The sequence below is a fragment of the Citrobacter sp. C1 genome (genome assembly GCF_014596895.2).
GTDB classification, from domain to species: Bacteria; Pseudomonadota; Gammaproteobacteria; order Enterobacterales; family Enterobacteriaceae; genus Citrobacter; species Citrobacter gillenii.
Genome location: NZ_CP115035.1, coordinates 5,000,204 through 5,027,067, shown reverse-complemented (window position 1 = coordinate 5,027,067; position 26,864 = coordinate 5,000,204). Strand labels below are relative to the sequence as shown.

Genomic DNA, 26,864 nt, shown 5'->3' with positions numbered 1-26,864 from the left:
CCGCCAGCAGTAATGCCGGGCGGGCTGTAGAGAATACCGATATTTTAGTGTGCGTCGATAAACACAATCTTCAGCACAAACAGCAGCGCCACAACGATCACGCATGGGCTGAGGTCGCGGAAGCGTCCGGTACCGATTTTCATTACACAGTAGGAAATAAAGCCCAGCGCGATACCTTCGGTAATCGAGAAGCTAAACGGCATCATCACGGCGGTAATAAACGCCGGGACCGCTTCGGTCAGGTCATCCCACTTCACGCGTGACAGGCTGGAGGTCATCAGCACACCGACATAAATCAGCGCACCTGCTGCCGCATAAGGCGGCACCATTCCCGCCAGCGGCGACAGGAAAATCACCAGCAGGAACAGGATCCCCACCACGACAGCCGTCAGGCCAGTACGCCCGCCAACTGAAACCCCGGAAGACGACTCGATATACGCAGTCACTGAAGAAGTACCGATAAAGGACCCGGCAACCGAGGAGACGCTATCCACAAACAGCGCCTGCTTCATGCGCGGAAACTTACCTTTTTCATCGGCCAGACCCGCTTTGTCCGTCACACCAATAAGCGTACCGGAGGAGTCGAACAGGTTAACCAGCATGAAAGAGAAGATCACCCCCGCCAGCCCCAGGTTGAACGACCCGGCAAGGTCAACATGGCCCACAACGGTGGTGATGCTCGGTGGTGCAGAAACGATACCGTTATAGTGCACATCGCCCAGCATCCAGCCCAGCAGGGTGGTGACGATAATCGAAACCAGCACCGCCGCATGAATGTTGCGGGACGCCAGAATAGCGATAATGAAGAAGCCCAAGACCCCCAGCAGCACGCTGTGAGAAGTCAGGTTACCAATGGAAACCAGCGTATCCTTGTTCGCCACGATAACGCCGGCATTTTTCAGCCCCATCATGCCGATAAACAGACCGATACCGCTGGTGATCCCCACGCGCAGACTGACCGGAATGTTGGCAATCATCCAGTAACGCACGCGGAAGATAGTCAGCAGCAGCAGACCCACCGCACCCCAGAAGATAGCGCCCATACCTACCTGCCACGGCAGGCCCATTGCCTGTACCACGACGAACGCGAAGAAGGCGTTCAGCCCCATCGCTGGCGCCAGCGCCACCGGCAGGTTAGCGAATACGCCCATCAGGATACTGCCCAGCGCCGCAATCAGACAGGTGGTCACGAAGACGGCACTGGTGTCCATTCCGGCTACGCCCAGAATTTGCGGGTTGACGAAAACGATGTAGACCATCGTCAGGAACGTGGTGAAACCGGCGATCACTTCGGTCCGTGCCGTCGTGCCATGTTCGCGCAGTTTAAACACGCGTTCCAGTATGCCCCGGCCAGAAGCCTGGGTTGTGTGTTGTTGACTCATTATCAATTTCCGAACAAGGAGGGAAAATTCGTCGCTATCCTATACCAAAATGCGACAATAGGGTGGGTTATGAGCGATTTTTTTCCATTGATTTTGCTTATACGGCAACGATTGCGTCGCCCAATAATGCTGTACGTAAACGTTAAACTTGTTAAAACGGAAATGACATGTCCCAGATAGAAGCTGTATTTTTTGACTGTGACGGAACCCTCGTCGACAGTGAAGTCATTTGTTCTCGCGCGTATGTCAGCATGTTCCAGGCGTTTGGCATTACGCTCGATCTTGAAGAGACGTTTAAACGCTTCAAGGGGGTAAAGCTCTACGAGATCATCGACATTATCAACGACGAGCACGGTGTCGAACTGGCAAAAGCCGAACTAGAACCGATTTACCGCGCCGAGGTCGCACGCCTGTTCGATACGGAACTGGAGGTGATTGCGGGTGCCAACGCGCTGCTGGATAGCATGGCAGTGCCGATGTGCGTGGTGTCGAACGGTCCGGTCAGCAAAATGCAGCACTCGTTGGGCAAGCTAGGCATGTTGCATCATTTCCCGGATTTACTGTTCAGCGGCTATGATATCCAACGCTGGAAGCCCGATCCGGCGCTGATGTTCCATGCGGCAAAAGCCATGAACGTCAATCCGCAAAACTGCATTCTGGTGGATGATTCTGCAGCGGGTGCGCAGTCAGGGATTGATGCCGGGATGGAGGTGTTCTACTTCTGCGCCGATTCGCACAACAAACCGATCGATCATCCTAAAGTGACGACCTTTACCGATCTGGCACAGTTGCCTGCATTGTGGAAGGCGCGGGGTTGGAATATCGTCGATTAAACAGTAGGCCTGATAAGCAAAGCGCCATCAAGCGGATGGCGCAGAATGCCGGATGCAGCGTAACGCCTTATCCGGCCTACAATAGCGACGCCGGGGATCCCGGCGAACGCAACAAGCCGCTTATTCCTTCGGGTCTTTACCCGCCAGCAGCTTATCCAGCTCATCGCCGCCGACGTGACGGAAATCTTGTCCCTTCACGAAGTAGAAGATGTATTCGCAAATATTCTGGCAACGGTCACCGATACGCTCGATAGAACGGGCGCAGAACAGTGCGGTCAGCACGCTCGGAATGGTGCGCGGGTCTTCCATCATATAGGTCATCAGTTGGCGTACGATGCCCTCATATTCCTGATCAACTTTCCTGTCTTCACGGTAAATACGCACCGCTTCGTCCAGATCCATCCGCGCAAATGCATCCAGAACATCATGCAGCATTTGCACCGTATGGCGACCCAGTGATTCCAGGCTTACCAGCAACGGCTGATGCTGCAGGGAGAATTTCTCCAGCGCGGTACGGCAAATTTTATCCGCTACATCACCAATACGTTCCAGCTCGGCGATAGTTTTGATGATTGCCATCACCAGGCGCAGGTCGCTCGCCGTCGGCTGACGCTTGGCAATGATGCGCACACAGGCTTCATCAATCGCCACTTCCATCATATTGACGTTCTTATCGCCCTCAATGACGCGCTTCGCCAGCTCGCTGTCCTGGTTGTGCATAGCGGTAATGGCATCAGAAAGCTGTTGCTCCACCATGCCGCCCATGGTCATTACCTGGGTGCGGATGCTTTCCAGTTCTGCGTTGAACTGGCCGGAAATATGTTTATTAAGGTTCAGACTGTCCATAACGCGCTCCTGAATCAACCGTAACGACCTGTGATATAATCTTCTGTTTGTTTCTTCGCGGGCTTGGTGAACAGATCGTCCGTGTTGCTGAACTCAATCAACTCGCCCAGGTACATAAACGCCGTGTGGTCGGAACAACGCGCAGCCTGCTGCATGTTGTGGGTAACGATAACGACGGTGTAATCCTCTTTCAGCTCGGTGATCAGCTCTTCAATACGCCCGGTAGAGATCGGGTCGAGCGCCGAACACGGCTCATCCAGCAGCAACACTTCAGGGCGAATGGCAATACCACGCGCAATGCACAAACGCTGCTGCTGACCACCGGAGAGAGAGTACCCGCTCTGGTGTAGTTTATCTTTGGTTTCATTCCATAATGCGGCCTTGGTCAAGGCCCACTGCACGCGCTCGTCCATGTCTGCACGCGAGAGTTTTTCAAACAGACGGACACCAAACGCGATGTTGTCGTAGATGGACATCGGGAACGGCGTCGGCTTCTGGAACACCATCCCTACTTTGGCACGCAGCAGCGCGATATCCTGGGTATTGGTGAGAATATTGTCGCCATCCAGCAGGATTTCACCTTCCGCACGCTGTTCTGGATACAGTTCAAACATTTTGTTGAAGGTACGCAGAAGCGTTGATTTACCACAGCCTGATGGCCCGATAAACGCCGTGACCTGGTTTTTAGCGATATCCAGGTTGATGTTCTTCAGGGCATGGAATTTGCCGTAGTAGAAGTTCAAATCACGAACCTGAATCTTACCTGGGGCAGTATCAACCATACTCATTTCAATCTATTCCTTATCATGCCTGATGGCGCGCAGCTTATCAGGCCTACAAATATGTTCGACCGTAGGCCGGATAAGGCGTTTACGCCGCCATCCGGCAATTCGTCTTAACCGTGTTTCTTCTTCGCGAAAATAACGCGTGCCAGAATGTTCAGCAGCAGTACGCACAGGGTAATAATCAGCACCCCAGCCCAGGCCAGTTGCTGCCATTCCACAAATGGGCTCATCGCAAACTTAAAGATGGTCACCGGCAGGTTGGCTATCGGCTGCATCATGTCGGTGCTCCAGAACTGATTGGAGAGCGATGTAAACAGCAGCGGAGCGGTTTCACCGGCAATACGCGCAATCGCCAGCAAGACACCGGTGATAATGCCGGAGACAGACGCCTTCAGGGTGATCGCTGAAATCATCTTCCACTTCGGCGTACCCAGCGCATAGGCCGCTTCACGCAGGCTATCCGGCACCAGTTTGAGCATGTTTTCGGTGGTACGAATCACGATTGGCACCTGCAGCAGCGCCAGCGCAATCACGCCCGCCCAGCCAGAGAAGTGCTCCATTTTCGCGACGACCACGGTGTAAACGAACAGACCCACAACAATCGACGGCGCAGACAGCAGGATGTCGTTGATAAAGCGGATAATCTCAGCCAGCCAGGACTTACGCCCGTACTCGGCCAGATAGATGCCCGCCATAATACCGAGCGGCGTACCCAACACGGTCGCCCACAGGATCAACAGCCCGCTGCCCGCCAGGGCATTCGCCAGACCGCCACCCGCCGTATTCGGCGGCGGCGTCATTTCAGTGAACAGCGCCAGCGACATACCGTCGATACCGCGAACCACCGTTGAGAACAGGATCCACACCAACCAGAACAGACCGAACGCCATCGTCCCCATTGAGAGCGTCAGTGCGATGCGGTTTTTCAAGCGGCGACGCGCCTGCATCTTACGACGAGACTCCGCCAGCGCGGCGGTGTTTTGCATATCAAGCGTAGCCATTAGCGTGCCCCCTCGTTCTTCGCAAGGCGCATGATCATAAACTTAGACGCTGCCAGCACGATGAAGGTGATCACAAACAGGATCAGCCCCAGTTCCATCAACGCAGCCACATGCAGGCCAGATTCCGCTTCGGCAAATTCATTCGCCAACGCAGAGGTAATACTGTTACCCGGCATAAACAGCGATGCACTGTCGAGCTGGTAGGTGTTACCGATGATAAAGGTCACCGCCATGGTTTCACCTAGCGCGCGGCCAAGACCCAACATCACACCGCCAATCACCCCATTTTTGGTGAACGGCAGGACGATACGCCAGATGACTTCCCAGGTAGTACAGCCGATGCCGTAGGCTGACTCTTTCATCAGTACCGGCGTTTGTTCGAACACATCGCGCATGACCGCCGCAATGTACGGGATGATCATAATGGCCAGGATCACACCGGCTGCCAGAATACCGATACCAAAGGCCGGACCCGCAAACAGGGCACCCACAAACGGAATGTTGGAAAGGATGTTACCCACCGGCTCCTGGAAGTAGGTAGCAAACAGCGGGGCAAAAATAAACAGGCCCCACATGCCGTAAACAATACTCGGGATCGCCGCCAGCAGTTCAATTGCAATGCCCAGCGGGCGACGTAACCAGTTAGGTGCTAACTCAGTCAAAAATAAAGCGATGCCGAAGCTCACCGGAACGGCGATCAGCAAGGCGATAAACGAGGTCACCAGCGTTCCGTAAATCGGTACCAGCGCACCGTAGATATCGTTTGGCGCATCCCACTCTTTGGTCCACAAAAATGAGAAACCAAATTTTTGAATGCTTGGCCAGGAGGAGATGATCAGAGAGACAATAATGCCACCCAACATCAATAGCACAATCAGCGCAGCCAGTTTTACCAGCACGCTGAATATCATGTCACCCTTTTTACCCGGTGGATTAAAAGCAGGCTTGGTTGCAGCCATAAATCACTCTTTAAGTTAAACTCGTTTACTCAGTTGCCCATGCCGGATGGCGCTACGCTTATCCGGCCTACACTCTGGGCCTACGGTAGAAACCGTAGGGCGGATAAGCGTAGCGCCATCCGCCAATTCGTCAAAGATATTCTATTAGTACAGTGCTTTACCGCTGCTGTCTTTCACGTTGGTCTTCCATGCAGCACGAATCTGCTCAACCACGTTATCCGGCAGGCTGGCGTAATCCAGGTCATTAGCCTGTTTACCGCCATTTTTGTACGCCCAGTCAAAGAACTTCAGCACTTCAACGCCCTGCTCAGGTTTCTTCTGCTCTTTGTGAACCAGGATGAATGTGGTGGACGTAATCGGCCACGCCTCATCACCTTTCTGGTTAGTCAGATCCTGGGCGAAGGTTTTGCTCCAGTCAGCGCCTTTTGCCGCATTTGCAAAGTTTTCTTCGGTCGGACTTACCGGTTTACCGTCAGCAGAAATCAGTTTGGTATAGGCCAGGTTGTTCTGCTTAGCGTAAGCATATTCAACGTAACCAATGGAGCCTGGCAGACGCTGTACGAACGCGGCGATACCGTCGTTACCTTTACCACCCAGACCGGTTGGCCAGTTAACGGTAGAGCCTGCACCAATTTTAGATTTCCACTCTTCGTTCACTTTTGCCAAGTAGCTGGTGAACACGAAAGAGGTACCGGAACCATCAGCACGACGCACAACGGCGATGTTCTGCGAAGGCAGTTTCAGCCCTGGGTTCAGTTTGGTGATGGCTTCATCATCCCACTTCTTGATTTTGCCGAGGTAGATATCACCCAGGGTCTTACCATCCAGCACCAGTTCGCCGGATTTCAGGCCAGGGATATTTACAGCCAGCACGACACCGCCGATCACGGTCGGGAACTGGAACAGGCCTTCCTGTGCCAGTTTCTCATCAGACAACGGTGCATCAGAAGCGCCGAAATCAACGGTATTTGCCGTAATTTGTTTTACACCACCGGAGGAGCCGATACCCTGGTAGTTGACTTTACTACCGGTCTCTTTCTGATAAGTATCAGCCCATTTGGCATACACTGGCGCAGGAAAAGTTGCACCTGCACCTGTCAGGCTCGCTGCGGCAAATACAGAGAACGCGCTCATGGATAAGGTCGCGGCGACAACAGTTGCGACAGTGGTACGCATAACTTTCATAATGTCTCCTGCACGGTTTTCGTAAATCATTGTTTGAGTTGCTACTGTGAGCAAAATAGGACAAACAGGTGACAGTTAAATGTACGAAATATGACAGTTTTATGACAATGAAAAAAAGTGAAATACAGAATTTAAAAAATACTGCAAAAACAAGTTATTAACGCATTTAATGACAATAACATTTCGCGAAAATTTTATTTTTATGACACTTAAAAGCGTAGCCAAGGATGACTATTTTTCATCAAAATGCCGTGATGTATTTCTTTTCTAACGGTTCAAAAAACAGGCTATCGTAATGTAAAAGACCACCTCCCGGTGGCCTTTCTGCAGCAGTTTACTTCCCGCTATAGACTTTTTTTCCGGCAAACATCGTCCAAAGCACCGTGGCATCCCGTAGCTTTTCAATACTCACTTTCTCAAGGTTGCGATCGAACAGCACCAGGTCAGCACTTTTCCCTACGGCAATTGAGCCCGTTTCTTTATCGCGGCCAATAACTTTTGCTGCATTCAGGGTGTAAGCCTGTAGCATCGCGGCACGGCTGATTTTTTCACTCTCAGGTGGCAGTTCGCCCTCTTCCCCCATCCGCGTAACTGCCGTGTAAATGGCAAACAGCGGGTTGGGGCTAGATACCGGCCAGTCGCTGGCCCCCGCAATCAGCGCGTGATGGCGGAACAGATCGCCAGCAGGATAAAGGTGTTGGAGTAACGGCGCTGGCACTTTGCCATCCAGCAGAGTTGTCGTTGCACCGTCTTTACCCGCCCACAGCAACTGCATAGACGCTGCGACGTTCAACTGCTGAAATTGAGGGAGGCTCTGCGGGTTGACGATTTCCAGGTGGGTAATGCTGTGCAATATGCCGCTGTTGCCATTCTTTTCGCGCGCACAGGCAACCGCATCCAGTGACTCCTGCACGGCGCGATCGCCGATAGCATGAAAGTGGGCAATCAATTTTTCGGCATCCGCTTTGGCCACCAGCGAACAGAACGTCACTTTATCCAGCGAGTTACTACCACTGTAGCCAAGTCGATTCAGGTATGACTGACTCAACTTCGCCGTCTGGGACGGATATTCAATCACTCCGTCCTGAAAGATTTTAATCCCAGCCAGCTTGATATCGGGTATTCCGGCATATTTATCCCTGATAGCCACTACGTCATCAATGGCTGCTGGAGAAGCGTTAATATTGACCAATGCCAGACCGGTTACGTGGGCGGTGAGTTTTCCGTCCTTCGCCAGAGAACTGTACGCCGGAAGTAGCCCTTCATCGTTGCGTCCCGGGTGAGCATCAAATGACGGTGCCAGCGGGCGCAGGTTGCTCAGCGGCTCCATCCAGGCGGTGATACCATAGCGGTTCATCACCTTTGATCCAGCGATAATCGACTGCGCAATTTTGTCGTTATCGACGGGAGGAATGGCACCGAGCACCCGATCCCATGCGCCTTCGGAGACAAAGCCGTTGAGTTTTCCATTGGGGGTTAGCCCAACATTGGTTCTTATACTGTTGCCAGCGTCAGCAATGGCCTGGGGATCCAACTTGGCTTTACGTAACATGGCGTTATTAACCCAGCCGGTATGGGCATCCGATCCAGCCAGCACCACCGGCGTATCCTGATATTCTGGCGCATTAAATACGCTATCCAGCAGGCTAATATTGTCCCAGTAATCCAGGGATACATTGCTGTAAAACTGGACGCCATGGAGATCGCGCTGAGGGTTACGCTTATTTTTATCGACAAACGCTCTAATCGCTGCCGCTTTTGTCATCCCTTCAGGAAATTCGACGGTGATCGTTTTAAAACCGCCATCAGCAACATGGGCGTGGCTGTCGATCAACCCCGGCATCAGGTAATTACCCTGCAAATCAATGCGAATAGCATCAGAACCGGCCTTCTTCAGCACATCGTTGAACGTTCCCACGGCAATGATTTTTTTGCCTTCAATAGCGATGGCTTGTGGAGAGGGATTATTTGGATCGGCGCTGTAGATTTCCCCGCCAAAGATAATCATTTTATTACCTTCCAGAGCAGAGACCGTGGAAGACGTGACGGCCAGTGAACATGCCAGAAAGAGCATTGAAATTCTCATGAAAAATTAACTCCATTGCGTTGCGAATAAACGTATTCGTTGCTGTGTAGATAGCTTTTTTCTGGCGTTAATTCAAAGGGATGCAAATGTCATAGACATAATAATCATGCGCGGCATTGGTTTCGTTGTAATATATTTCGTAGCAAGGTTTACCGCTTTTCATCAGCCCTTTCGTTCGCATCCAGGCAAAGGCGAGCGCCCAGGTGTTATCAACCTGATCTCCCCAAGCTGCGCACTTGCATACCAGATAATTTCCGGCGGCTATTGTCTGCACGGCAATATGTCGACTGACCTGCTCCCCCTCGCTGAGTTCAAAACCAACATCCGTGCGGCAATGCTGTTCTGCCGTCACATCTGGCGGATCCCAGTAAACACATAGCATTCCGGCAGGCTGTAACGGCGTTCTGGCGGGCAACGAGGTCAACAAGTCCTGATGCGTTTGTTGGCAGGTCTCTTTACCGTATGGTCCAAATCGGCGCATAAATGCGACCCTACGCGTGGGGAGCGCAATGACTTTTGCACCCAAAAAGCCTGCTGTATGCCAGTGTGCTTGGGTAGTATCGCACTGAGAATAGGTGCTTTTTTGCTGAGAGACGTGTCCTGTCTTGCTTTTTATTGCCTCCCGAAGGGAGCGACGAAATTCGCCTGGCGATACGGAAAAATGACGGCGAAATGCCCGGGCAAAGTTTTGCGAACTGGAAAATCCGACCTGTAATGCCAGCCCGGTAATATCGCTATGCGGTGCGTCAATCAGGCTCATAGCGGCCTTTTCCATCCGCAGACGACGGGTAAATTCAGCGACCGTTTCGCCAACCTGTGCTTTGAAGATGCGATGAAAGTGATAGCAGGACACAGCGACCTCACGCGAGACCTCTTCCAGAGTTGGATTAAGATCCAGATGCTGGCTGATGTAGTCCATTGCCCTGAACACCGACTTACGATAGTCCTGCGTCATCTTCTGCCTCATTTAATATACTGATTTTAGACATAAAAAAATCCGGAGTGCCGTAACAGCACGCCGGATTTTTAGCGCTATCTCCGCGATAAATCGCGTGGCGCGTTACTCTACGGTAACTGACTTCGCCAGGTTGCGCGGCTGATCGACATCGGTGCCTTTAATCAGCGCCACGTGATACGCCAGCAGTTGCAGCGGAACGGTATAGAAGATCGGAGCAATCACCTCTTCCACATGCGGCATCTCAATGATGTGCATGTTTTCGTTGCTGGTAAACCCCGCATCTTGATCGGCGAAGACGTACAGTTGGCCGCCACGGGCACGAACTTCTTCAATGTTGGATTTCAGTTTTTCCAACAGTTCGTTGTTCGGTGCCACGACGATAACCGGCATATCCGCATCAATCAGCGCCAGCGGGCCGTGTTTCAGCTCGCCAGCTGCGTAGGCTTCCGCGTGAATATAAGAGATCTCTTTCAGCTTCAGCGCGCCTTCCAGCGCAATCGGATACTGATCGCCACGGCCGAGGAACAGCGCATGGTGTTTGTCAGAGAAATCTTCTGCCAGGGCAGCAATGCGTTTGTCCTGAGACAGCATCTGCTCAATACGGTTCGGCAGCGCCTGCAGACCGTGAACGATGTCATGCTCAATAGACGCATCCAGGCCTTTAAGACGTGACAGTTTCGCCACCAGCATCAGCAGTACAGTCAGTTGGGTGGTAAATGCTTTCGTGGAGGCCACGCCGATTTCGGTACCGGCGTTGGTCATCATCGCCAGGTCGGATTCACGCACCAGAGAAGAACCCGGTACGTTACAAATCGCCAGCGAACCCAGATAACCCAGCTCTTTTGATAAGCGCAGACCCGCCAGGGTATCCGCCGTTTCACCAGACTGGGACAGGGTGATCATCAGGCTGTTACGACGCACCGCTGATTTGCGGTAACGGAATTCAGAGGCGATTTCTACATCACACGGAATACCCGCCAGCGACTCAAACCAGTAGCGAGACACCATACCGGAGTTGTACGACGTACCACAGGCGATGATCTGAATATGCTCCACCTGAGACAGCATCTCGTTGGCATGCGGACCCAGCTCGCTTAAATCCACCTCACCGTGGCTGATGCGCCCGGTCAGCGTATTTTTGATCGCATTCGGCTGTTCGTAGATCTCTTTCTGCATGTAGTGGCGATAGATACCTTTTTCGCCCGCGTCATATTGCAGACTGGATTCAATATCCTGACGTTTAACTTCCACGCCAGACTTGTCGAAAATGGTCACTGAACGACGAGTCACTTCCGCAATATCGCCTTCTTCCAGGAAGATAAAGCGACGGGTTACCGGCAGCAGCGCCAGCTGATCGGAAGCGATAAAGTTCTCACCCATGCCCAAACCAATTACCAGCGGGCTACCAGAACGCGCCGCCAGCAGGATTTCAGGGTTACGGGTATCCATGATCACCGTACCGTATGCACCGCGCAGCTGCGGGATAGTCCGCAGTACGGCCTCACGCAGAGTACCGCCCTGCTCCAGCTCCCAGTGCACCAGGTGAGCAATCACTTCGGTGTCGGTTTCTGACACGAAAGTGTAGCCACGTGTTTTCAGCATTTCACGCAGCGGTTCATGGTTTTCGATGATGCCGTTATGCACCACCACAATGTGATCAGAAACATGCGGATGCGCGTTCGCTTCTGAAGGTTCGCCATGCGTTGCCCAACGCGTGTGAGCAATACCGGTGCCGCCATGTAACGGATGCTCTTCCGCAGCCGCGGTAAGCATCTGTACTTTGCCCAGACGACGCAGACGGGTCATTTTGCCTTCAGCATCGACAACTGCCAGACCGGCAGAGTCATAACCACGATATTCCAGACGACGTAAACCTTCGAGAAGGATTTCAGCAACATCACGCTGCGCGATAGCGCCAACAATTCCACACATATTTTTAGATTCCGAATTTAGGCATTGTGCCTGTCGTTGTCGGTCAACCTGATACCCGTATTCCGGGCGCCCCGAGCCTTGTAGAGAGTGGGGTTATTTTTATGGTACTGCGTGTTGAGCGGAGGATTATATTATCCCCTCATCTCTTGTCTGCCTGATGGCAATCACGTTTATCAGGCCTACTGAACGTCACCGCACGTAGGCCGGATAAGGCAAAGTCGCCATCCAGCAAAAATTAATTACTTCTTCTTCACCGGACGCTTCCAGCCCTGTTTATGGACCTGCGGTACCCGGCTGATAACCAGTTCGTTATCCGCGACATCACGCGTTACGGTGGTCCCGGCGGCAATAGTCGCGCCTTTACCCACGGAGACAGGCGCCACCAGCTGAGTATCAGAACCAACAAACACATCGTCGCCAATAATGGTTTTAAACTTATTGGCACCATCGTAGTTGCAGGTAATAGTCCCTGCGCCGATGTTCACGTTATCGCCAATTTCTGCATCGCCCAGATACGTCAGATGACCGGCTTTGGAGCCTTTACCCAGACGCGCTTTTTTCATTTCGACGAAGTTACCCACGTGTGCGCCTTCCTGCAGCTCAGCACCGGGACGTAAACGTGCAAACGGACCAATAGTACATGCCGCATCGAGGCGTGCATCTTCCACAACGCTGTATGGGCTAAGCTCACAGTCATCACCAATCACGCTGTTCTTGATGACGCAACCTGCGCCAATCTTGACGCGATCGCCGAGGGTCACGTGACCTTCAATGATAACGTTAGTATCAATTTCAACATCGCGCCCGTGAATAAGCGTACCGCGTAGATCAAAACGCGCCGGATCGCGCAGCATCACACCAGCCAGCAGCAGTTTTTCTGCCTGCTCGGACTGATAAACGCGCTCCAGGCGGGAAAGCTGCAGACGATTATTGACGCCTTCCGTTTCGCTAATACGCGCCGGATGTACCGCGGCAATCTCACGTCCTTCATGATAGGCCATCGCAATGATATCGGTGATGTAGTATTCACCCTGCGCATTATTGTTGGTGAGTTTTGCCAGCCAGCGCTTCATGTCTGCACCGTTAGCCACCAGAATACCGGTATTGATTTCCTGAATCTGACGCTGCTCGTCGGTGGCATCTTTATGCTCAACGATGCCAGTAACCACGCCGTTTTCACGCGTAATACGCCCGTAGCCGGTTGGGTCATCCAGTTTCACCGTTAACAGCCCGATGCCACCCTGCGGTTTTGCATCGCGCAGACGCTGTAAGGTGTCGGTGGAGATGAGCGGAACATCGCCATAAAGCATCAAAATGTCTTCGTCATCACCAAAGAATGGCGCCGCCTGCTGCATAGCATGACCGGTACCCAACTGCTCTGCTTGCAGAACCCAGTTCAGGTTGTCATCTTTCAGCGTTTGTTTAAGCAGATCGCCACCGTGTCCGTAGACCAGATGTACGCGAGTTGCGCCTAATTCATTAGCAGCATCAATGACATGCTGGACCATCGATTTGCCCGCGAGGGTATGCAGCACTTTAGGAAGATCGGAATACATACGTGTACCTTTGCCTGCGGCAAGGATCACGACGCTCATAGCACTATTCAACATACACGTCCTGACTGTAATTTAAGAACGAATTTATACCGTTTCACATTGAAAATACTACATTTTTTTCATCGTGAAATGGGCCGAAGATAAAACGTTCAATAGGGGAAAATACCTATCGTTTAGCCCACTATTTTCGTCGATATCTACGCCTTTTGTCTTCCCAAAAACAGGAGACTGCTCTTATTAAAGCCTTAGGTTAATGTTTTTGCTATTTTTTTGCCCCATGAATAAAGAATTCAGTGTCCGGACTCAATTTTATTTATCGAATTCAGGGAGTAATAGAAGGAGTGGATCGAGGCGGGGGATAGTGCGAAAACGACAGGAGAACAGATGGCGCTAGCTTATAAATTACGCAAAGCATCGCGCCACATTAAAGCAGGTATTACAGGTTGAACGTGCCGAAAGAGACGTTCATGCTGCTGAAAAGGGCGATGATTTTGTTGATCAGTTTCATGTTGGTATCCCGTTTTTATCTGAGTTAATTATGTGACACTCATCACAAAAAAGAGTCTACGCTTCATTTTTTAATCGATCAATATTTATGTGATGAATATCACATAAATTTTAAAATACCTTTTCAGTTTCAAATTATCTAAAACACAGGCATAAAAAAACCAGCCTGAAATCAGACTGGTTTTTGTTTTTCAAGCCGGTGTTACATCGCTTTTTTGGTCAACTCGATAACGCGCAGTTTGGCGATCGCTTTGGCCAGTTCCGCAGATGCCTGAGCGTAATCCACGTCACCATGAGAGCTCTTAATGTGCTCTTCTGCCTTACGTTTCGCTTCCAGGGCTCTCGCTTCATCGAGATCCTGCCCGCGAATCGCGGTATCAGCCAGTACGGTCACGTTGCCAGGCTGCACTTCAAGAATGCCGCCGGACAGATAGATAAACTCTTCATGACCGAACTGTTTAACGATGCGGATCATACCAGGCTTAATGGCGGTGAGCAGCGGTGCGTGTCCCGGGAAAATACCCAGTTCACCTTCACTGCCCGTTACCTGGATTTTTTCGACCAGACCAGAGAACATTTGTTGCTCTGCGCTGACGACGTCCAGGTGGTAAGTCATTGCCATATCACCCTCCGATTAAGGCGTTAAAGTTTTTTCGCTTTTTCCACGGCTTCGTCGATAGAACCAACCATGTAGAACGCCTGCTCTGGCAGGTGGTCGTATTCGCCTTCCATGATGCCTTTAAAGCCACGGATGGTGTCTTTCAGGGAAACGTATTTACCCGGAGAACCGGTAAATACTTCCGCAACGAAGAACGGCTGGGACAGGAAGCGCTGGATCTTACGCGCACGTGCCACCACCAGTTTGTCTTCTTCAGACAGTTCATCCATACCCAGGATGGCGATGATGTCTTTCAGTTCCTGGTAACGCTGCAGCAGGGACTGTACGCCACGCGCGGTGTCGTAGTGTTCCTGACCAACAACCAGCGGATCCAGCTGACGGCTGGTGGAGTCCAGCGGGTCAACGGCCGGGTAGATACCCAGGGATGCGATCTGACGGCTCAGTACCACGGTTGCATCTAAGTGAGCAAAGGTGGTGGCTGGGGATGGGTCAGTCAAGTCATCCGCAGGTACGTATACAGCCTGAACGGAGGTGATAGAACCGGTTTTGGTCGAGGTGATACGTTCCTGAAGAACACCCATCTCTTCCGCCAGAGTCGGCTGATAGCCTACCGCTGATGGCATACGACCCAGCAGTGCGGATACTTCCGTACCGGCCAGGGTGTAACGGTAGATGTTATCAACGAACAGCAGTACGTCACGACCTTCGTCACGGAATTTCTCAGCCATGGTCAGGCCGGTCAGTGCAACGCGCAGACGGTTTCCCGGCGGCTCGTTCATCTGGCCATATACCAAGGATACTTTGTCCAGAACGTTGGAATCGGTCATTTCGTGGTAGAAGTCGTTACCCTCACGAGTACGTTCACCTACACCCGCAAACACAGAATAACCGGAGTGTTCGATCGCGATGTTACGGATCAGCTCCATCATGTTTACGGTTTTACCTACACCCGCACCACCGAACAGACCGACTTTACCGCCCTTCGCGAACGGACACATCAGGTCGATAACTTTAATGCCGGTTTCCAGCAGTTCCTGAGAGCTGGACAGCTCTTCATAGGACGGTGCCGCGCGGTGGATAGCCCAACGCTCTTCTTCACCGATGTCGCCTTTCATGTCGATCGGGTGACCCAATACGTTCATGATACGACCCAGTGTTGCTTTACCTACCGGGACTTCGATCGGGTGCTCGAGGTCTTTAACTTCCAGACCACGACGCAGACCGTCGGAAGAACCCATAGCGATGGTACGTACGATACCGCCGCCGAGCTGCTGCTGAACTTCCAGCACCAGAACTTCATTACCATTCTGAACCTCAAGGGCTTCGTACACACGCGGTACGGCATCCTGAGGGAATTCGACGTCAACTACGGCGCCGATTACCTGGACAATTTTTCCAGTAGCCATCTTGAATCCTCTACGAATTAACCTGGTTATACCGCGGATGCACCACCGACAATCTCGGTGAGTTCCTGAGTAATGCTGGCCTGACGAGCTTTGTTGTATACCAACTGCAGCTCTTTAATCAGGCTGCCGCCATTGTCGGTCGCGGCTTTCATCGCCACCATACGTGCGGCCTGCTCGCTGGCCAGGTTTTCTACCACGCCCTGATAAACCTGAGATTCAACGTAACGACGCAGCAGGGTATCCAGCAGCGGTTTCGGGTCTGGTTCATACAGGTAATCCCAGGCTTTTTGTTTCAACTCTTCATCTTCTGATGCCGGTAATGGCAACATCTGAGTCAGGGTCGGAACCTGTGACATGGTGTTAATAAATTTGTTGCTGACAACGTACAGTCTGTCCAGACGGCCTTCATCGTAGGCCTGCAGCATCACTTTAACCGGACCGATCAGTTCGGACAGGGAAGGGTTATCCCCCATACCGGTTACCTGAGCAACCACGTTACCGCCAACAGAGTTAAAGAAAGACACGCCCTTAGAGCCGATCATTGCGATGTCGCACTGAACGCCTTTATCGGACCATGCTTTCATATCCGCCAACAGTTTTTTGAACAGGTTAATGTTCAAGCCGCCGCACAGACCACGGTCGGTCGACACCACCAGGTAGCCCACGCGTTTAACGTCGCGTTCTTCCAGGTAAGGGTGCTTATATTCCAGATTACCATTCGCAAGGTGACCAATCACTTTGCGCATGGTCTCTGCATAAGGACGGCTGGCCGCCATGCGATCCTGCGATTTACGCATTTTGGAAGCGGCGACCATCTCCATCGCTTTAGTGATCTTCTGCGTGTTCTGGACGCTTGCGATCTTACTACGTATCTCTTTTGCGCCGGCCATGAGCTTCTCCTCAATGCCTTGCGGTCCGCCCTAGGACAGACCGCCAGACGTTACCAGGACTGGGTTGCTTTGAAGGAATCGAGGATAGCTTTCAGCTTGCCTTCGATTTCATCGTTATAGCCACCGGACTGGTTAATCTCTTGCATCAGCGGAGCGTGATCACGGTCGACGTAAGCCAGCAGAGCGGCTTCAAAGCTACCGATTTTCGCCAGTTCCACATCTTCGAGGTAACCGCGTTCAGCCGCAAACAACACCACACCCTGTTGTGCAACAGACATTGGGGCATACTGTTTCTGCTTCAGCAGCTCAGTGACTTTCTGACCATGGCTCAGCTGCTTACGCGTAGCTTCATCCAGGTCGGAAGCGAACTGAGAAAACGCGGCCAGTTCACGATACTGTGCCAGCGCGGTACGAATACCACCGGACAGTTTCTTGATGATCTTGGTCTGCGCTGCACCACCTACACGCGATACGGAGATACCTGGGTTAACCGCCGGACGAATACCGGAGTTAAACAGGTTGGTTTCCAGGAAGATCTGACCATCGGTAATTGAGATTACGTTGGTCGGAACGAACGCAGAAACGTCACCCGCCTGGGTTTCGATAATCGGCAGAGCGGTCAGGGAGCCGGTTTTACCTTTAACTTCACCATTGGTGAACTTCTCAACGTATTCAGCGTTAACGCGGGATGCGCGCTCCAGCAGACGGGAGTGGAGGTAAAATACGTCGCCTGGGAATGCTTCACGTCCTGGCGGACGACGCAGCAGCAGGGAAACCTGACGGTAAGCAACAGCCTGTTTAGACAGGTCATCGTAAACGATCAGTGCATCTTCACCGCGGTCACGGAAGTATTCGCCCATTGCGCAACCAGCATACGGTGCCAGATATTGCAGTGCAGCAGATTCAGACGCGGTAGCCACAACAACGATAGTGTTGGACAGTGCGCCGTGCTCTTCCAGTTTACGAACCACGTTAGAAATGGTGGACGCTTTCTGGCCGATAGCCACGTACACACATTTGATGCCGGAGTCACGTTGGTTGATGATCGCATCGATCGCCATCGCGGTTTTACCGGTCTGACGGTCACCGATGATCAGCTCACGCTGACCACGTCCGATTGGGATCATGGCATCAACGGATTTATAACCGGTCTGTACCGGCTGATCGACGGACTGACGTTCGATTACGCCCGGTGCGATAACTTCGATTGGCGAGAAGCCATCGTTATCAACCGGACCTTTACCGTCGATTGGGGAACCCAGAGTGTTCACCACACGACCCAGCAGGCCACGGCCTACCGGAACTTCAAGGATACGACCCGTACACTTAACCTTCATGCCTTCGGCGAGGTCAGCGTATGGACCCATCACAACTGCACCTACGGAGTCGCGCTCCAGGTTCAGTGCGATAGCGTAACGGTTACCCGGCAGGGAAATCATCTCACCCTGCATACAATCGGCAAGGCCGTGGATGCGGATAACACCGTCACTTACAGAAACAATAGTACCTTCGTTATGAGCTTCGCTCACAACACTGAACTGAGCAATGCGCTGCTTGATCAGTTCGCTGATTTCGGTGGAATTCAGTTGCATGCTCCAGTCCCCTTAAGACTGCAAGACGTCTGCAAGGCGCTCAAGACGGCCGCGTACGCTGCCATCAATGACCATATCACCCGCACGGATGATTACGCCCGCCATTACAGACTTATCGATTTTGCAATTCAGCTTAACTTTGCGTGACAGACGTTTTTCCATCGCGGCGCTGATCTTCGCAAGCTGCTCATCACTCAGTGCATTGGCAGAAGTGACTTCTACCTCAGAGATAGCCTCACTGGCTGCACGCAGGTGAATAAACTGCTCAAGAACATCCGGGAGCGCATTCAGACGGTTATTTTCAGCCATTACCTTAATCAGGTTTTGGCCGCTTTCGTCCAGCTGCTCACCGCAGACTGCGATAAACGACTCAGCGAGCGTTTCCGGCGCCAGCGCGCCAGAGAGAAGCTCTGCCATTTGTTCGTTCTTCGTCACCTCAGCGGCGAACGTCAGCATATCCTGCCAACGGTCAACGCTCTGGTGCTCAACGGCAAAGTCAAAAGCTGCTTTGGCGTAGGGGCGAGCTACCGTAATAAATTCAGACATCAGCCCCTCCCTCCTTACAGTTCAGCGACAAGTTTGTCCACGATGTCGCTGTTAGCAGCTTCATCCACGGAACGTTCGATGATCTTCTCGGCGCCAGCAACAGCCAGGATAGCGACTTGCTTACGCAGTTCTTCGCGAGCACGTTTACGTTCGGCGTCAATTTCCGCCTGCGCTTGTGCCACGATTTTAGTACGTTCCTGCTCTGCTTCAGTTTTGGCTTCGTCCAGGATCTGAGCGCGACGTTTGTTCGCCTGCTCAATGATTACCTGAGCTTCCGCCTTCGCTTTTTTCAGCTGGTCGGTCGCGCTGGCCTTTGCAAGGTCAAGATCCTTATGTGCTCGTTCCGCAGAAGCAAGACCGTCAGCAATTTCTTTCTGACGTTTTTCGATGGCTGCCATTAATGGCGGCCATACGTACTTCATGCAGAACAGAACGAACAGGACAAACGCGATGGCCTGGCCGAGGATTGTTGCGTTAAGATTCACAGCACAATGCCTCTATCTAGTTAACGTTCTGATATTGCTCTTAATTCAAGCAACGCTTACTACGCGACAGCGAACATCACGTACAGACCCAGACCTACAGCGATCATCGGGATAGCATCCACCAGACCCATAACGATAAAGAACTGAGTACGCAGCAGAGGAATCAGATCAGGTTGACGCGCTGCGCCTTCCAGGAATTTACCCCCGAGGATGCCGATACCGATCGCAGCACCGATTGCCGCCAGACCCATCATCACAGCGGCAGCCATGTACAGCAGATCCATATTCAGGTTTTCCATGACAGTCTCCAGTTTGTTTCAGTTAAAACGTAGTAGTGTTGGTAAATTAATGCTCTTCAGACGCCATCGACAGATAGACAATCGTCAGAACCATGAAGATGAAGGCTTGCAGCGTGATAATCAGTATGTGGAAAATGGCCCATGGCACATTCAGGATCCACTGTGACCACCACGGCAACAGACCAGCAATCAGAATGAAAATCAGCTCACCGGCATACATGTTACCGAACAGTCGTAAACCAAGAGAGATTGGTTTGGACAGCAGGCTTACCCCTTCAAGGATTAAGTTGACAGGAATGAACGCCCAGTGATTGAACGGCTGCAGCGTCAACTCTTTCGTGAAGCCACCGATGCCTTTCATTTTGATGCTGTAGAACAGAATGAGGATAAATACGCCCAGTGCCATCGACAGGGTGATGTTCACGTCAGCAGACGGAACCACACGCAGAGCCGGCAGGCCAAAGATATGCTCGCCGATGTACGGCAGCAGGTCGATAGGCAGTAAATCCATCAGGTTCATCAGGAATACCCAGACGAAAATCGTCAGGGCCAGCGGAGCAATCAGCTTGCTTTTGCCATGGTACATGTCTTTCACGCTACCATGTACAAAACCGATTACCAGCTCAATCGCGGTCTGAAATTTACCCGGTACGCCGCTGGTTGCCTTTTTGGCCACGCTACGGAACACAAGCAGGAACAACAGACCCAGAACCACCGAGAAAAACATGGAGTCAATATTGAGCGTCCAGAAGGTGGCTGGGGGGTTGTGCGGATCCACCAGCGAGAATGTACGTAGGTCCAACTGAAGGTTATTCAGATGGTGTCCTATGTAATCCTGCGGCGTCATATTTTCTGAAGCCATGATGCCTTTACCCTTTGTTGTTAATTACAGCCGGTGCCAGTATCTGAACCACCAGCACCAAAACCCACGTAACGATCAGCGGCGTAAATACCGCCTTCAAAACCGCCAACGCCACCACCAGCAAAACCAGCATCGCTAACACCTTGAAGGCTTCGCCGAAGGCGAACGACCAGGCCACTCGACCTCTTGCTGGTGTATGTGCCTGGTGACGCCAGGCAAATATCATAAACAACATATTAGGCAGTAACACTGCCAATCCACCGCACAATGCGGAGATGCCCCAGAAAGGGTCTTTGAGGCTAAACAGCAATCCACTTGCCATTACCACCAGAAGCTGTGTGAGCAAAAGCTTACGTGCAACGTTTCGACTCAAGAGCGACATAGACATCACGTTTTTACTCCTGCTCCCTTCGAGGTACGCCGCGTGTCGTATAAAACGTTCTTTATGGCTTAGAGTCAAGCATCAAAAAGCGGACAAATTATACGGTGCGCCTTCGTGATTTCAAACAATAAGTAGCTAAAAAGTGAATAAATGTTTAAATATTTTTCTCTGGGCCACATTTATTACTTTTTGGCAAACTGTGAACGATCATGCAAAACTGCAAATACCGCGTAAACACTGGCTGCAAAGCGTGCGACAGATCACATATTGAACATATTCACCTTCGCATAATTAAATTGCGTGGCAAATGATGCCTTTTCATCTTTTTGATATTTAAGCCTAAAAATCATCACTCTTTTAAAAATAGCGCCTAACAACAAAAACACCACTCATTGACATTTATAATAAAAAATTAACACACACCGATGATTGTTAGGTTCTATTTTTAGCAGCCTGATATTTTCACAGTTGACTTGTTTCACTTTTAACAAAAAACGATACGTTATAGTTATGATGCAAAACAGTAAGTCACCGGTGAAATGTAACAACATTTAACCACACGATCACCCCTATTTTTTAACGCCTGACGCACCGTTTTATTTCTATTTTTTTTGACAAATATTAAATTTTGTTTGGCTTAATCACCACCAGATGACGTTCGCCATCCAGTTGTGGAACGCGTAATTTTTCAACCGACTCGACGCTGAACTCAGCAGGCAAAGAGGCAATTTCATCCTCAGGCAACTGCCCCTTCAACGCGTAAAAGCGTCCGTTTTGACCCGGTAAATGATGGCACCAGGTCACCATATCGTTCAGCGAAGCGAAAGCGCGGCTGATCACGCCATCAAAAGGCGGTTCCGAAGGAAAATCCTCAACCCGACTTTGTACCGGGGTGATGTTTTCCAGCTTGAGTTCATGCTGCACCTGACGCAAGAAGCGTACGCGTTTCCCCAAACTGTCTAACAGAGTGAAATGCGCATCTGGACGTACAATGGAGAGCGGAATACCCGGCAGCCCAGGACCCGTACCAACGTCAATAAAACGTTCTCCCTGCAGATGTGGCGCAACGACAATGCTGTCCAGAATATGACGTACCAGCATGTCGTTGGGATCACGCACCGACGTCAGGTTGTACGCTTTGTTCCATTTATGCAGCATATCGACATACGCTATCAGCTGATTTTTCTGGTGATCGGTAAGAGATATACCGGCATCGGCCAGCAGACGAGAGAGTTTGTTGAGCACGGTCGTTACCTGTTGATGATAATTTGCCCGATGGCACTAACGCTGACCGGGCCTACAAATTTGTAGGGCGGGCAAGCAAAGCGCCCCCGCCAAAATAGTGTGTCATTAAGCGCTGCGGCGCAGCATACCTTGTTTTTTCAGCCATACCAGCAAAATGGAGATGGCGGCAGGCGTAACGCCAGATATGCGCGATGCCTGACCGATAGACACCGGTTTGTGATCGTTCAGCTTGGCAATGACTTCATTCGACAAGCCGGATACCTGGCGATAATCCAGGGTCGCAGGCAACAGGGTGTTTTCATTACGCTGGTGTCTTTCGATCTCGTCCTGCTGGCGAGCGATATAGCCTTCGTACTTAACTTGAATCTCAACCTGTTCAGCGGCCTGAGCATCGTCAAGGCCTGGTGCAAACGCTGACAACGACGTCAGTTGCGCGTAGGTCACGTCCGGGCGACGCAGGAGATCTTCACCGCTGGCCTCACGTGACAACGGGGTAGCCAGGTAAGCGTTCACTTCTGCTGCAGTCTCGGCTAATGGGTTCACCCAGGTCGATTTCAGACGCTGACGTTCTTGTTCAATGCGCTCCAGTTTTTCATTGAAGCGCGCCCAGCGTGCATCATCCACCAGACCCAGCTCGCGTCCTTTTTCGGTCAGACGGAGATCGGCATTGTCCTCACGCAGCATCAAACGGTATTCCGCTCGTGAGGTAAACATGCGGTACGGTTCTTTGGTACCCAGCGTGCAGAGATCGTCCACCAGCACGCCGAGATAGGCCTGAGAACGCGCAGGCGCCCAGCCTTCTTTGTCGGCTGACAGGCGAGCAGCGTTGAGGCCCGCAAGTAAACCTTGCGCAGCGGCTTCTTCGTAACCCGTTGTACCGTTGATTTGTCCGGCAAAGAACAGGCCCTGAATAAATTTGCTTTCCAGAGTCGGTTTTAGGTCGCGCGGATCGAAGAAATCATACTCAATCGCGTAGCCAGGGCGGACGATTCGGGCGTTTTCCATCCCCTGCATTGAGCGGACAATTTGCATTTGCACATCAAACGGTAGGCTGGTGGAGATACCGTTCGGGTAAATTTCGTTGGACGTCAGTCCTTCCGGCTCGAGGAAAATCTGATGCTGGTTCCTGTCGGCAAAGCGCATCACTTTGTCTTCGATCGACGGGCAGTAGCGTGGGCCGATCCCTTCGATCACGCCAGCATACATCGGGCTACGATCGAGGTTATTGCGGATCACGTCATGGGTTTTCTCGTTGGTATACGTGATATAACACGGCATCTGGCGCGGGTGTTGAGAGACGTCGCCAAGGAACGAGAAGACCGGCATGGGGTTATCGCTGTTCTGCTGACCCAGCACGCTGAAATCGATAGTACGCGCATCAATTCGCGGTGGTGTACCTGTTTTCAGGCGGCTGACGCGTAGCGGCAGTTCGCGCAGGCGGCGTGACAGCGGAATAGACGGCGGATCGCCTGCACGGCCACCGCTGTAGTTGTCCAGACCGATATGAATTTTACCGTCGAGGAAGGTTCCGACCGTTAAGACCACGGCTTTGGCACGGAACTTCAGTCCCATTTGGGTCACTGCCCCGACAACACGATCGTTTTCCACAATCAGATCTTCAACCGCCTGTTGGAAGATCATCAGGTTTGGCTGATTCTCCAGAGCAGTACGAACGGCCTGGCGATACAGCACGCGGTCTGCCTGAGCACGGGTGGCGCGCACCGCCGGCCCTTTGCTCGCGTTTAGTATCCTAAACTGAATGCCTGCATGGTCGATCGCTTTGGCCATCAGCCCACCGAGCGCATCCACTTCTTTTACCAGGTGTCCTTTCCCAATACCGCCGATCGCCGGGTTGCAGCTCATCTGTCCCAGAGTGTCGATATTGTGTGTCAACAGCAGGGTCTGTTGACCCATTCGCGCCGCGGCCATCGCGGCCTCGGTGCCTGCATGACCCCCGCCAATGATGATGACGTCAAAAGGATCCTGATAAAACATGGTAATTGCCTCGCATAACGCGGTGTGAAAATGGATTGAAGCCCGGGCCGTGGATTCTACTCAACTTTAGTCGATCGAGAAAGACCTTGGATCCTGGGTATTAAAAAGAAGATCTTTTTATTTAGAGATCTGTTTTATTGTGATCTCTTATTAGGATCGCGATGTTCTGTGGATAAGGGCGATCCTCTGAATAAGATCAACACGTTGCTGAGGATCATTAACTGTGAATGATCGGTGATCCTGGTCCGTATAAGCTGGGATCAAAATGAAGGGTTATACACAACTCAAAAACTGAACAACGGTTGTTCTTTGGATAACTACCGGTTGATCCAAGCTTACTACCAGAGTTATCCACACTCGATCGCACGATCTTTACACGTTTTTGAGTAAATTAATCCAGGATCCGAGCCAAACTTCTGCTGGATCTTCCGGAATGTCGTGTTCGAGGACGTTGATCTTGAGTGTTTCGCCTATCTGTTTTGCACCAGACGCGGTCAGTTCAGTCTGTAATTTATCGATCGCGCCACAGAAGGTGTCATATTCGCGACTGCCAATGCCAATTGCACCAAAACGAACCTGCGAAAGGTCGGGTTTCTGAGACTGAAGATCGTTATAGAAGGTAAGCAGGTTGTCCGGAATGTCTCCCGCACCGTGAGTTGAGCTGATCACCAGCCAAATGCCACAGCTTGAAAGCTCCTCGACCTGCGGGCCGTGCAAGGTTTCGGTTGAAAAACCTGCATCCTCCAGCTTTTCAGCCAGATGTTCTGCAACGTATTCAGCACCGCCAAGGGTACTGCCGCTGATAAGAGTAATGTCTGCCATGCTCGCCCACCTCTATAAAGAGTGCGTATTGTACGCTGTGAGCGAGCTGGGATCTACCTGTGGAAAAATAGGGGATTAAAAAAAACGATTATGGACGAATAGTACGCATAATCGGGTTCTGCAGGACGATCAAGGTTTCAGTGGACTGAATTTCATCGATTGTTTGGATCTTGTTGATAAGTACCTGCTGTAAGGCGTCGATGGATCGGCACATGACCTTAATAAAGATGCTGTAGTGCCCGGTGGTGTAATACGCTTCGGTTACTTCATCAAGGCTTTCCAGTCTGGCCAGTGCGGACGGATAGTCTTTCGCGCTTTTCAGGATGATGCCGATAAAACAGCCAACGTCATAGCCCAACTGTTTGGGGCTGACGTCAATGCGCGCCCCGGTAATGATCCCAGCCTGTTTCATCTTCTCTACGCGCACGTGGATCGTCCCCGGGCTGACACCAAACTGTTTAGCCAGTTCAGCGTAGGCTGTACGGGCATTTTCCATTAGGGCGTCGAGAATGCCGCGGTCCAGATTGTCGATCTGATAATTTTCCATAGGTTTTTCTTATGTAGATTGATGATTCTCTCTATTTTAGCGGTTTATTTTAACGAATTAAAATCTAATGAGGCTTTTTGTTTGTTGATTATTGAATATTGACCGCATTCTGTTGCTTAATCATAGGCAACAGGACACAGGAGTAAACATAATGAAAACCGCTTACATTGCCAAACAACGTCAAATTAGCTTCGTGAAATCTCACTTTTCTCGCCAACTGGAAGAGCGTCTGGGGCTGATTGAAGTCCAGGCACCGATCCTGAGCCGTGTAGGAGATGGCACGCAGGATAACTTGTCGGGCTGTGAAAAAGCGGTGCAGGTGAAAGTGAAAGCTTTGCCAGACGCCCAGTTCGAAGTGGTGCATTCACTGGCGAAGTGGAAGCGTCAAACGCTGGGACAACACGACTTCAGCGCGGGTGAGGGGCTGTACACGCACATGAAAGCCCTGCGCCCAGATGAAGACCGTCTCTCCCCGCTTCACTCGGTCTATGTGGACCAGTGGGACTGGGAGCGCGTTATGGGCGATGGTGAGCGTCAATTCTCCACCCTGAAAAGCACGGTAGAGGCTATCTGGGCGGGAATTAAGGCGACCGAAGCGGCGGTAAGCAAAGAATTTGGTCTGGCACCGTTCCTGCCAGAGCAGATCCATTTTGTTCACAGCCAGGAGCTGTTAGCGCGTTATCCGGATCTTGATGCCAAAGGGCGTGAACGCGCCATCGCGAAAGATCTGGGTGCGGTATTCTTGGTGGGGATCGGCGGCAAGCTCAGCGATGGTCATCGTCATGACGTACGTGCGCCGGATTATGATGACTGGAGTTCGGCTTCCGAGCTGGGTTACGCCGGTCTGAACGGCGATATTCTGGTCTGGAACCCGGTTCTTGAAGATGCGTTTGAACTGTCTTCCATGGGGATCCGTGTGGATGCCGATGCGTTGAAACACCAGCTTTCCCTGACGGGCGACGAAGATCGCCTGAGTCTGGAATGGCACCAGGCGCTGCTGCGTGGCGAAATGCCGCAGACCATTGGCGGCGGTATTGGTCAGTCACGTTTGACCATGTTGTTGCTGCAGTTGCCGCATATTGGTCAGGTACAGTGCGGCGTATGGCCGGCGCAGGTCCGTGAAAGCGTCGACTCCCTGCTGTAA

Annotated in this window: 25 protein-coding genes; 2 read left to right on the top strand and 23 right to left on the bottom strand. The window is 51.7% G+C overall.

All coding sequences use genetic code 11. The annotated features are described in order from the left end of the window. Window positions 1–44 precede the first annotated feature (44 nt). Window positions 45–1,382, bottom strand: coding sequence for an adenine permease AdeP (gene adeP, locus IB214_RS24015; RefSeq protein ID WP_138140552.1), 1,338 nt, complete (start codon window positions 1,380–1,382; stop codon window positions 45–47). A gap of 167 nt (window positions 1,383–1,549) precedes the next feature. Here adeP and yieH point away from each other — a divergent pair, with 167 nt between their 5' ends. Next, the gene (gene yieH / locus IB214_RS24010; RefSeq protein ID WP_096758988.1) at window positions 1,550–2,215 is read left to right on the top strand and encodes a 6-phosphogluconate phosphatase; all 666 of its coding nucleotides are present in this window, start codon (window positions 1,550–1,552) and stop codon (window positions 2,213–2,215) included. A 120-nt stretch (window positions 2,216–2,335) separates the two neighbouring features. Here the strand turns inward: yieH and phoU are convergent, their stop codons facing one another. The 22 genes from phoU to asnC form a co-directional block, all read right to left on the bottom strand. Beyond that, on the bottom strand, window positions 2,336–3,061 hold the full coding sequence (gene phoU, locus IB214_RS24005; RefSeq protein WP_115259878.1) for a phosphate signaling complex protein PhoU: 726 nt from the start codon (window positions 3,059–3,061) through the stop codon (window positions 2,336–2,338). 14 nt (window positions 3,062–3,075) lie between these two features. Then, window positions 3,076–3,849, bottom strand: coding sequence for a phosphate ABC transporter ATP-binding protein PstB (pstB, locus tag IB214_RS24000; RefSeq protein WP_003023821.1), 774 nt, complete (start codon window positions 3,847–3,849; stop codon window positions 3,076–3,078). 107 nt (window positions 3,850–3,956) lie between these two features. After that, window positions 3,957–4,847, bottom strand: coding sequence for a phosphate ABC transporter permease PstA (pstA, locus tag IB214_RS23995; RefSeq protein ID WP_096758986.1), 891 nt, complete (start codon window positions 4,845–4,847; stop codon window positions 3,957–3,959). Next, window positions 4,847–5,806, bottom strand: a complete 960-nt coding sequence (gene pstC, locus IB214_RS23990; protein ID WP_096758985.1) for a phosphate ABC transporter permease PstC — start codon at window positions 5,804–5,806, stop codon at window positions 4,847–4,849. Before pstC ends, pstA begins: the two co-directional genes overlap by 1 nt. A 144-nt stretch (window positions 5,807–5,950) precedes the next feature. Then, window positions 5,951–6,991 carry a phosphate ABC transporter substrate-binding protein PstS gene (gene pstS / locus IB214_RS23985; protein ID WP_096758984.1) on the bottom strand — a complete coding sequence of 347 codons (1,041 nt, stop codon included), beginning with the start codon at window positions 6,989–6,991 and terminating at the stop codon, window positions 5,951–5,953. Between the two features lie 334 nt (window positions 6,992–7,325). After that, window positions 7,326–9,077: an amidohydrolase gene (locus IB214_RS23980; RefSeq protein ID WP_117342607.1), complete on the bottom strand. Its 1,752-nt coding sequence runs from the start codon at window positions 9,075–9,077 to the stop codon at window positions 7,326–7,328. Between the two features lie 67 nt (window positions 9,078–9,144). Continuing rightward, window positions 9,145–10,032 (bottom strand): AraC family transcriptional regulator, encoded by an 888-nt coding sequence (locus IB214_RS23975; RefSeq protein ID WP_117342608.1) that lies wholly within the window; start codon window positions 10,030–10,032, stop codon window positions 9,145–9,147. Window positions 10,033–10,137: 105 nt separating this feature from the next. Further along, window positions 10,138–11,967, bottom strand: coding sequence for a glutamine--fructose-6-phosphate transaminase (isomerizing) (gene glmS / locus IB214_RS23970; protein WP_115259875.1), 1,830 nt, complete (start codon window positions 11,965–11,967; stop codon window positions 10,138–10,140). Between the two features lie 239 nt (window positions 11,968–12,206). Next, on the bottom strand, window positions 12,207–13,577 hold the full coding sequence (gene glmU, locus IB214_RS23965) for a bifunctional UDP-N-acetylglucosamine diphosphorylase/glucosamine-1-phosphate N-acetyltransferase GlmU (RefSeq protein WP_115259874.1): 1,371 nt from the start codon (window positions 13,575–13,577) through the stop codon (window positions 12,207–12,209). A gap of 655 nt (window positions 13,578–14,232) precedes the next feature. After that, window positions 14,233–14,652: a F0F1 ATP synthase subunit epsilon gene (locus tag IB214_RS23960; protein ID WP_005121460.1), complete on the bottom strand. Its 420-nt coding sequence runs from the start codon at window positions 14,650–14,652 to the stop codon at window positions 14,233–14,235. A gap of 20 nt (window positions 14,653–14,672) precedes the next feature. Beyond that, on the bottom strand, window positions 14,673–16,055 hold the full coding sequence (gene atpD, locus IB214_RS23955; RefSeq protein ID WP_096758981.1) for a F0F1 ATP synthase subunit beta: 1,383 nt from the start codon (window positions 16,053–16,055) through the stop codon (window positions 14,673–14,675). Between the two features lie 26 nt (window positions 16,056–16,081). Then, the gene (gene atpG / locus IB214_RS23950) at window positions 16,082–16,945 is read right to left on the bottom strand and encodes a F0F1 ATP synthase subunit gamma (protein WP_096758980.1); all 864 of its coding nucleotides are present in this window, start codon (window positions 16,943–16,945) and stop codon (window positions 16,082–16,084) included. A gap of 50 nt (window positions 16,946–16,995) precedes the next feature. Further along, complete coding sequence (gene atpA / locus IB214_RS23945; protein WP_003827026.1) at window positions 16,996–18,537, bottom strand: F0F1 ATP synthase subunit alpha; 1,542 nt, start codon at window positions 18,535–18,537, stop codon at window positions 16,996–16,998. Window positions 18,538–18,549: 12 nt separating this feature from the next. Continuing rightward, complete coding sequence (gene atpH / locus IB214_RS23940; protein ID WP_096758979.1) at window positions 18,550–19,083, bottom strand: F0F1 ATP synthase subunit delta; 534 nt, start codon at window positions 19,081–19,083, stop codon at window positions 18,550–18,552. A 14-nt stretch (window positions 19,084–19,097) separates the two neighbouring features. After that, the gene (gene atpF, locus IB214_RS23935) at window positions 19,098–19,568 is read right to left on the bottom strand and encodes a F0F1 ATP synthase subunit B (protein ID WP_003827022.1); all 471 of its coding nucleotides are present in this window, start codon (window positions 19,566–19,568) and stop codon (window positions 19,098–19,100) included. 59 nt (window positions 19,569–19,627) lie between these two features. Continuing rightward, complete coding sequence (atpE, locus tag IB214_RS23930; protein WP_000429386.1) at window positions 19,628–19,867, bottom strand: F0F1 ATP synthase subunit C; 240 nt, start codon at window positions 19,865–19,867, stop codon at window positions 19,628–19,630. Window positions 19,868–19,913: 46 nt separating this feature from the next. Next, window positions 19,914–20,729, bottom strand: coding sequence for a F0F1 ATP synthase subunit A (gene atpB / locus IB214_RS23925; RefSeq protein WP_096758978.1), 816 nt, complete (start codon window positions 20,727–20,729; stop codon window positions 19,914–19,916). Between the two features lie 7 nt (window positions 20,730–20,736). Next, window positions 20,737–21,117 carry a F0F1 ATP synthase subunit I gene (atpI, locus tag IB214_RS23920; protein WP_096758977.1) on the bottom strand — a complete coding sequence of 127 codons (381 nt, stop codon included), beginning with the start codon at window positions 21,115–21,117 and terminating at the stop codon, window positions 20,737–20,739. A gap of 615 nt (window positions 21,118–21,732) precedes the next feature. Beyond that, complete coding sequence (gene rsmG / locus IB214_RS23915; protein ID WP_115259873.1) at window positions 21,733–22,356, bottom strand: 16S rRNA (guanine(527)-N(7))-methyltransferase RsmG; 624 nt, start codon at window positions 22,354–22,356, stop codon at window positions 21,733–21,735. A 105-nt stretch (window positions 22,357–22,461) separates the two neighbouring features. Further along, window positions 22,462–24,351 (bottom strand): tRNA uridine-5-carboxymethylaminomethyl(34) synthesis enzyme MnmG, encoded by a 1,890-nt coding sequence (gene mnmG / locus IB214_RS23910; protein WP_096758975.1) that lies wholly within the window; start codon window positions 24,349–24,351, stop codon window positions 22,462–22,464. A gap of 372 nt (window positions 24,352–24,723) precedes the next feature. Then, window positions 24,724–25,173: an FMN-binding protein MioC gene (gene mioC / locus IB214_RS23905; RefSeq protein WP_117342609.1), complete on the bottom strand. Its 450-nt coding sequence runs from the start codon at window positions 25,171–25,173 to the stop codon at window positions 24,724–24,726. Between the two features lie 88 nt (window positions 25,174–25,261). Further along, a complete protein-coding gene (gene asnC / locus IB214_RS23900; RefSeq protein ID WP_045449013.1) occupies window positions 25,262–25,720 on the bottom strand; it encodes a transcriptional regulator AsnC in 459 nt (152 codons plus the stop codon). A 151-nt stretch (window positions 25,721–25,871) separates the two neighbouring features. Here asnC and asnA point away from each other — a divergent pair, with 151 nt between their 5' ends. Further along, window positions 25,872–26,864 (top strand): aspartate--ammonia ligase, encoded by a 993-nt coding sequence (gene asnA, locus IB214_RS23895; RefSeq protein ID WP_096758973.1) that lies wholly within the window; start codon window positions 25,872–25,874, stop codon window positions 26,862–26,864.

What these genes read in the sequence shown, in the direction of transcription:
- adeP (WP_138140552.1), bottom strand. Translation starts at nt 1,382, where the DNA reads ATGAGTCAACAACACACAACCCAGGCTTCTGGCCGGGGCATACTGGAA.
- mioC (WP_117342609.1), bottom strand. Translation starts at nt 25,173, where the DNA reads ATGGCAGACATTACTCTTATCAGCGGCAGTACCCTTGGCGGTGCTGAA.
- glmU (WP_115259874.1), bottom strand. Translation starts at nt 13,577, where the DNA reads ATGTTGAATAGTGCTATGAGCGTCGTGATCCTTGCCGCAGGCAAAGGT.
- pstS (WP_096758984.1), bottom strand. Translation starts at nt 6,991, where the DNA reads ATGAAAGTTATGCGTACCACTGTCGCAACTGTTGTCGCCGCGACCTTA.
- atpD (WP_096758981.1), bottom strand. Translation starts at nt 16,055, where the DNA reads ATGGCTACTGGAAAAATTGTCCAGGTAATCGGCGCCGTAGTTGACGTC.
- glmS (WP_115259875.1), bottom strand. Translation starts at nt 11,967, where the DNA reads ATGTGTGGAATTGTTGGCGCTATCGCGCAGCGTGATGTTGCTGAAATC.
- IB214_RS23975 (WP_117342608.1), bottom strand. Translation starts at nt 10,032, where the DNA reads ATGACGCAGGACTATCGTAAGTCGGTGTTCAGGGCAATGGACTACATC.
- atpE (WP_000429386.1), bottom strand. Translation starts at nt 19,867, where the DNA reads ATGGAAAACCTGAATATGGATCTGCTGTACATGGCTGCCGCTGTGATG.
- pstA (WP_096758986.1), bottom strand. Translation starts at nt 4,847, where the DNA reads ATGGCTACGCTTGATATGCAAAACACCGCCGCGCTGGCGGAGTCTCGT.
- yieH (WP_096758988.1), top strand. Translation starts at nt 1,550, where the DNA reads ATGTCCCAGATAGAAGCTGTATTTTTTGACTGTGACGGAACCCTCGTC.
- IB214_RS23960 (WP_005121460.1), bottom strand. Translation starts at nt 14,652, where the DNA reads ATGGCAATGACTTACCACCTGGACGTCGTCAGCGCAGAGCAACAAATG.
- phoU (WP_115259878.1), bottom strand. Translation starts at nt 3,061, where the DNA reads ATGGACAGTCTGAACCTTAATAAACATATTTCCGGCCAGTTCAACGCA.
- pstB (WP_003023821.1), bottom strand. Translation starts at nt 3,849, where the DNA reads ATGAGTATGGTTGATACTGCCCCAGGTAAGATTCAGGTTCGTGATTTG.
- atpH (WP_096758979.1), bottom strand. Translation starts at nt 19,083, where the DNA reads ATGTCTGAATTTATTACGGTAGCTCGCCCCTACGCCAAAGCAGCTTTT.
- asnA (WP_096758973.1), top strand. Translation starts at nt 25,872, where the DNA reads ATGAAAACCGCTTACATTGCCAAACAACGTCAAATTAGCTTCGTGAAA.
- atpA (WP_003827026.1), bottom strand. Translation starts at nt 18,537, where the DNA reads ATGCAACTGAATTCCACCGAAATCAGCGAACTGATCAAGCAGCGCATT.
- mnmG (WP_096758975.1), bottom strand. Translation starts at nt 24,351, where the DNA reads ATGTTTTATCAGGATCCTTTTGACGTCATCATCATTGGCGGGGGTCAT.
- IB214_RS23980 (WP_117342607.1), bottom strand. Translation starts at nt 9,077, where the DNA reads ATGAGAATTTCAATGCTCTTTCTGGCATGTTCACTGGCCGTCACGTCT.
- atpI (WP_096758977.1), bottom strand. Translation starts at nt 21,117, where the DNA reads ATGTCTATGTCGCTCTTGAGTCGAAACGTTGCACGTAAGCTTTTGCTC.
- pstC (WP_096758985.1), bottom strand. Translation starts at nt 5,806, where the DNA reads ATGGCTGCAACCAAGCCTGCTTTTAATCCACCGGGTAAAAAGGGTGAC.
- atpG (WP_096758980.1), bottom strand. Translation starts at nt 16,945, where the DNA reads ATGGCCGGCGCAAAAGAGATACGTAGTAAGATCGCAAGCGTCCAGAAC.
- atpB (WP_096758978.1), bottom strand. Translation starts at nt 20,729, where the DNA reads ATGGCTTCAGAAAATATGACGCCGCAGGATTACATAGGACACCATCTG.
- asnC (WP_045449013.1), bottom strand. Translation starts at nt 25,720, where the DNA reads ATGGAAAATTATCAGATCGACAATCTGGACCGCGGCATTCTCGACGCC.